Here is a 6,050-nt window from a genome sequence, read left to right as displayed (position 1 = left end):
CGATCTTGGTCGTGGTTGACGATGCCCTCCCCTTCAAAGGCAAGGAAGTAGGGGTGGTCATCACCCAGTCCATCCAGACCCAGATTGGCCGCCTGCTCTTCGGAAAGCTCCAGACCGAGGAAAGCGACCACCCGGCCTCCAAAGCCGAGCGGTGATGCCCTCCGGCCTGCTGTCCAAACCGTGGGTCTCACATCAGGGGTACGTCCGGTGGCCTTGAAAACGCGCCCCCGTCGTAGAACAGGTCTTGCTCGCCCCTGCTACTTGCGGAGCACCACCCGCCCCACCCCTCCCCTCACCTCGAGGTCAGCCCTATGGGCCGCGCGGGCATAATCGGGGCTTTCGTAGCGGTTATCGCCTTTCTTGAGCAGGCCGTCGGGCACTTCCAGCCCGCCCAGGCCGGTTCTGGCTTCCAGCCGCACTGCAACATTTTGCGGGATACGTATGTCCAGTTCACCCACCCCGCCCTCAATCCTGGCCCGGTAAATGCCCCGCTCGGGCAGTTCAATCTGCACCCGCCCCACCCCACTGCTCACCTCCAGACTGCTCATCCGGAGGTTGCGCAGGTTGAGCAAGGTTTCCCCGACCCCCGTGTTCACATTCAGGCGCAGATCGGCCCTGGGCGAGAGACTGAGTTCCCAGCCTTCTCGGTTGCGCATAGATCCACTGCTGCGACCTCGAGCCTCCAGGGCCACCATTGCCACGCCACCCTGCACATCGCTGCGGCGCTCCAGGCGCTCCCCCCGCAACAGCCGTATCTGCCCCTGAATCAGGCTGGCAGAACCCTCTTCCAGCGCAGAAATCTCGAGCCTCCCCACCCCTGGTGCAAGCCGGATTTGCGCCTGATCCACCTGGCCCAACGGGATGGATATCTGCTCCAAAGCACCCTGCGCCCCTGTCCGCGCATGCCACATCCAGAGCAATCCCCCGCCGACCAGCCCCACCGCCATGAGCACCGGGATGCGCTGGGGATTATCCCGCAACAGAAAGCTGAGTCCAAACAAGATCAGCACCAGGGGCCACAGCAACCACAAAACGGCCCAGAAATCCCATGACAACCAGCCCAAACTGGTGAAGAGCCACAAAAGCCCAATCGCAATCAGGGCGATTCCCCACCGTCCACCTGGAGCGGTTTTTTTCACCATAACCCCACCTACCTTCCGGCCTTGCGCAGCAACACCAGCACCCCAATCCCAATCAGTAGCAACGGAAATATCACATCCTCATCCACCTCAATCCAGCCCAGTTGCCGCAGTAAAAACCAGATCCCGGCCACGACCAAAGCCCACCCCAGCAGTTGGGATTCCTGGCCTCCCCGTATGCGCTCGGAAACCTCCCGGGCCCGCCCTTGCAGGTTTTGTGCGCCCTCGCGCAGGGTCTGCTCCAGATCGGGGTTGGGACTGTCCGGGGCGGTCTCGAGGTGCGTTTATTGCTCTCCCTCCTTCGCCTGGAACTGGCCTTCCGATGGGTTCGCCCCTGCGCCCGGCCCCCCACGTCGCATCAGCAGATAAACCCCTGCGGCCAGCAAGGCCAGCGGGAAGATGTAGCCTCCCAGACCCTGCAACGCAGTAGCGGTAACCAGGGTCAGGGCTAAGCAAGCCAAAGCCGGGAATACTGCCCAGCGCTGCCCTACCAAAAAAACCACGCCAAAGGTGATGGCCAGCCCTGTGAAGAACAGCACCCCACCCGCATTATCCTGCGCCCCCGAGCCCGCAACCACTCCCAGGGTCAGGAGCGTGCCTCCGGGAATCAAGGCCCACCAGTTGCCGGGCCGGACAAAGTAAACCGCCACAAAGCCCAGGCCAATCGCGGCCAAAAAGATGCCGCCTCCGAGGTTGCCGCCCAAAATGGGTTCAAACAGGATCAAGGTACCCAGGCCCAACAGGGTGAAGCCGGGTATAAGCGGCCACCACTGGCTACGGTCATGCTGGAAGTACCAGATAAAGCCTGCCCCCGCTGCCAGAATCATGCCCCCCCAGATCCAGCCAGCGATCTGAAGCCCCATGTTCTGAAGTAAAAATAAGACACCAAGAGCCACCAGTACCCAGCCCCAGGTCTGTGAGTTGGTTGTCATAAGCACCCCACCGATTTCTGGTTACGAACCATTCAAGATACTTTTCCATCTTCGTGGTCATATCAGGATTCCATGGCTTTCATAAATCCCAAGTGGTTTCCGCTTGTGCCTTGGGCCATGAGTGGACTGGTATTCACTCGGGAATTGCGCCCGACCCGCATTTACCGCAAAAAACGATTTATCTAGCTTACCGGCGCAATTTCACTCCTTTCTGCATCCCAGTATCCCCCCTCCTATTACCAGGGCATTACCACCATGCCCTGAAACACTCTCCATCGGGTTCCTTTTTTCTTGTAAATCAAGCAATGACACCCTGCGCAGGTACTCTATTCGGAATCTGGCAAGTCCCACATGATTTGCCCAACCATCCTTGATGGCATCAGAACTCACCAGCCAGTCGGGCACCCCGGTTCCCCTCGCGGCAACGCCGCTTTTGCCACCGAGGGGTCAAACAAATCCTCCCTCACTTCGAGCTGCTGAGGCTGCAGGGCGGGGACATGGCGCATGGGTTGCAGATACTCACCCTGGGGAGGATCAAGCGCAATTATTGGCCCAGCCAGGCGAAGTCTGGTGTTCATTTTCCAGCCGGGTTCTGTAAGGTTGATCCACTGCCAGGGCCTACCAGAAACACTGCTCCCCAGGGCCGGTAACGGCTTACCAGCACGTCCTGCCGGATCTCGCCCGTGTGCAGCCGCACTGTGCGATATATACGCACCAGCGCACCCTCAGCGGCAAAATCAATTTGCCTGCGCCTGCCCGGGGGTAGGGTGGGATCGTAGATAAACCGGGCGGGCAGGGGTGGGCTGCGCCAGACCATTACCGGCCCGCGCCACTGCGCGTCCCGATCGCGCCTGCCAAAAAGGCGAAACACCAGCGCCTGCTCCTGGATAGAGGCCTGAATCAGCAGGTCGGCAGGGGTATCGTTTCGGAAACGCAGGTCTCTGCCAGGAGCCACCGCAGCATCCAGGCCTGTGGGACGGTAAAAACCGATCTGGTAGCTATGGGGATGACGCTCGAGAATGGGCAGACCCGCAAAATAAGCCGCCCTGAACAGAGTAGACGAGACATGGCAGACCCCGCCCCCCACCCCCCAGACGGTTCGGTCACTGACAATCACCCAGGCCCTCTGGTATCCGGCAGCCAGCGTTACTGGCCCCAGTGAACGGTTGAAGGAAAATACCGCTCCGCGCAGAATCTGGATGGAGTCGAGTTTGGAGGAGGCCAGTCGGATATTGTGAATACGGCTCGGAACCGAGCCTGCAAAGCCAATACGGGCCTCACCAAATAGCTCTACGATTCCACTTCTGGCCAGGTCTTCAACACTGGGCTGTGGTTCTTGTACCACTACCGGCAGAACAAACTCCCGCCTGCCCAGCTCAACTGCCGCTCTGTAGGCCCGTCGAACCGCCTCGAGGTCGAAGCGGTAGCCAAACTTCTGCACGGCAATCCAGCCCCTCCGGCGGTCATAAATGAATCGCGCCGGGCTGGGCGGTCGGCTGAGTCGGCGCAGCAGGGGTTGTAATTCGGCCTCGCTAGCGATGGGGAAGCGCTGGACTCCGGTGTAGCGCACCACCGAGCCACCCTCCAGTACCCGCTCGTCCACCACCAGGACGGCTACTGGCCCGGCCAGAGCCAGGGAAAGCAACCAGAGCAAAGGAACAAGTGCACGCATACAACTCTACCCCCGATGGTGAGGAACGGCTCTTCCACACCCCCAGGCTAGCTTCCGACGATTACCGGGACATTACCAGACCGTAGGCGCTGCTTGTGCCTCGAGGGATATGCCCCCTCGTAAGGCTGGCTGGCCGACCCAGACTCTTGCGCGGCAGAACCAATTCGGCAGTACGGGTCAATCGAATCCGCTATAGCAGCAGCTATATCCGGCCCAGATGCAGGTGTAGCGTTTCGGTCTGGGGAGAAAGTACATATAATGGCTAGCGTCAAAAAGGGTGCCCACACCCACAGATTTAGACCCAGAACCCTGGAGGCAAGCGTGAATCTACACGAATATCAGGCCAAAGACATCCTCGCCAAGTACGGCATCCCGGTTCCCCCTGGCAAAGTCGCATTTACCGCCGATGAAGCCAAGCAGATTGCAACTGAGTATGGCGATCTGGTGGTGATCAAAGCCCAGGTACACACCGGCGGGCGCGGCAAAGCCGGTGGAGTAAAGCTCGCCAGGAACCCCGAAGAGGCCCGTGAAAAAGCGGCCCAGATTCTGGGTTTGAACATCAAGGGCTTCATCACCAAAAAGGTACTGGTAGCCAAAGGTATCAACATCGCCAGGGAGTATTACGCCGGCATGATTCTGGATCGGGTAACCCAGCGGGTGGTGTTGATGCTCTCCAAGGAAGGGGGCATGGACATCGAAGAAGTGGCCGCGACCCGCCCCTATGCCCTGATCAAATACCCCATCAACCCCCAGACGGGCCTGCGTCCGTTTGAAGCGCGGGAACTGGTCAAACGGGCAGGCATGGAAGGCAACCTCAACAAGCTGGCCGATCTGCTGGTCAAGCTCTATCAGGCCTATGTGGGCATTGATGCCTCCACCGCCGAGATTAACCCGCTGGTCATCACCGATACCGGCGAGGTGGTGGCTGCCGATGCCAAAATCGTGCTGGACGACAATGCACTGTACCGCCATCCCGACCTCACCCCGCTACGCGAGTTCGAAGCCGAGCATCCCCTCGAGGTCGAAGCCTCTAACTACGGCTTTAGCTATGTCAAGCTGGATGGCAGTGTGGGCGTGATTGGCAACGGTGCCGGGCTGGTGATGTACACCCTCGACCTGGTGCAGCGAACCGGGGGGAAGGCTGCCAACTTCCTGGATATTGGCGGTGGAGCCAAGGCCGATACTGTTTACAATGCTCTCAAGGTGGTACTCAAAGACCCCGACGTCACGGGGGTTTTCATCAATATTTTCGGGGGCATCACCCGTTCCGACGAGGTAGCCAAGGGGGTGATCCGGGCCATGGATGAGGGAATCCTGACCAAACCAGTAGCCATGCGGGTGGCTGGAACCGCCGAGGCCGAGGCCAAGGCGCTGCTAAAGGGCCGCCCGGTCTATATGTATCCCACCTCGGTAGAAGCAGCCAAAGCCATTATTTCGATGACCGGAGGTACCAAGTGAGCATCCTGGTCAACAAACATACCAGTGTAATTGTCCAGGGTATAACCGGACGCGAAGGGGCCTTCCACGCCGAGGCCATGATGAAAGCGGGCACCCGGGTGGTGGCCGGAGTTACTCCGGGCAAAGGCGGACAGACCACCCTGGGCGTGCCGGTCTACGATACGGTCAAGGAAGCCGCGGTGCACCACCATATTGATGCTTCCATCATCTTTGTGCCTGCGCCGGGTGCAGCCGATGCCGCCCTCGAGGCCGCTAACGCAGGGATTCCGCTGGTAGTGCTTATTACTGAGGGCATTCCCACCATGGATATGGTGAAAGCCGTAGCCGAAATCAAGGCCCTGGGCAACGTGCGATTAATTGGCGGCAACTGCCCCGGCCTGATTACCCCCGGAGAGTGCAAACTGGGCATCATGCCGGCCAGCGTCTTCAAAAAGGGCCGCGTGGGGCTAATTTCCCGCTCGGGCACGGTGACCTATGAAACCGCCAAGGCCCTATCGGATGCGGGTTATGGTATCTCGACCTGCGTGGGTATCGGAGGCGACCCCATCATTGGCTCGACCTTCAAAGACCTGTTGCCCATGTTCAACGACGACCCCGAAACCCATGCCGTGGTGGTCTGCGGCGAGATTGGCGGTTCGGATGAGGAAGATGCCGCTGCTTTCATCAAAGAGCACATGAAGAAGCCGGTGGTGGGCTTTATCGGTGGACGCAGCGCACCCAAGGGCAAAAAGATGGGCCATGCTGGGGCCATCATCATGGGCAATGTAGGCACCCCCGAGAGCAAGCTGGCCGCCTTTGCCGTGGCCGAAGTGCCGGTCGCCGAAACCATTGACGAGATTGTCGAATATG

General features: G+C 59.7%; 6 protein-coding genes. 2 read left to right on the top strand and 4 right to left on the bottom strand.

Annotated elements, in window-relative coordinates; genetic code table 11:
- Positions 1–257 precede the first annotated feature (257 nt).
- From Q0288_RS08395 to Q0288_RS08380, 4 genes are all read right to left on the bottom strand, one after another.
- Positions 258–1,142 carry a DUF5668 domain-containing protein gene (locus Q0288_RS08395; protein ID WP_299429444.1) on the bottom strand — a complete coding sequence of 295 codons (885 nt, stop codon included), beginning with the start codon at positions 1,140–1,142 and terminating at the stop codon, positions 258–260.
- Between the two features lie 8 nt (positions 1,143–1,150).
- A complete protein-coding gene (locus Q0288_RS08390) occupies positions 1,151–1,279 on the bottom strand; it encodes a DUF5668 domain-containing protein (protein ID WP_366914737.1) in 129 nt (42 codons plus the stop codon).
- Positions 1,280–1,423: 144 nt separating this feature from the next.
- Positions 1,424–2,071: a hypothetical protein gene (locus Q0288_RS08385; RefSeq protein WP_299429442.1), complete on the bottom strand. Its 648-nt coding sequence runs from the start codon at positions 2,069–2,071 to the stop codon at positions 1,424–1,426.
- Between the two features lie 574 nt (positions 2,072–2,645).
- Positions 2,646–3,743 (bottom strand): VanW family protein, encoded by a 1,098-nt coding sequence (locus Q0288_RS08380; RefSeq protein ID WP_299429441.1) that lies wholly within the window; start codon positions 3,741–3,743, stop codon positions 2,646–2,648.
- 321 nt (positions 3,744–4,064) lie between these two features.
- Between Q0288_RS08380 and sucC the strand changes: the two genes are divergently transcribed.
- Both sucC and sucD read left to right on the top strand, forming a co-directional pair.
- Positions 4,065–5,201, top strand: a complete 1,137-nt coding sequence (sucC, locus tag Q0288_RS08375; RefSeq protein WP_299429440.1) for an ADP-forming succinate--CoA ligase subunit beta — start codon at positions 4,065–4,067, stop codon at positions 5,199–5,201.
- Positions 5,198–6,050, top strand: an 853-nt coding sequence (gene sucD / locus Q0288_RS08370) for a succinate--CoA ligase subunit alpha (protein WP_299429439.1), incomplete at its 3' end; no start/stop codon positions are given. The genes sucC and sucD, both read left to right, overlap by 4 nt.

Origin of the sequence: uncultured Meiothermus sp. (genome assembly GCF_937863175.1) — a bacterium.
Classification (GTDB): domain Bacteria; phylum Deinococcota; class Deinococci; order Deinococcales; family Thermaceae; genus Meiothermus.
Note: the sequence above shows the minus strand (reverse complement) of the source record. Positions and strands in the feature narration are given on the sequence as shown.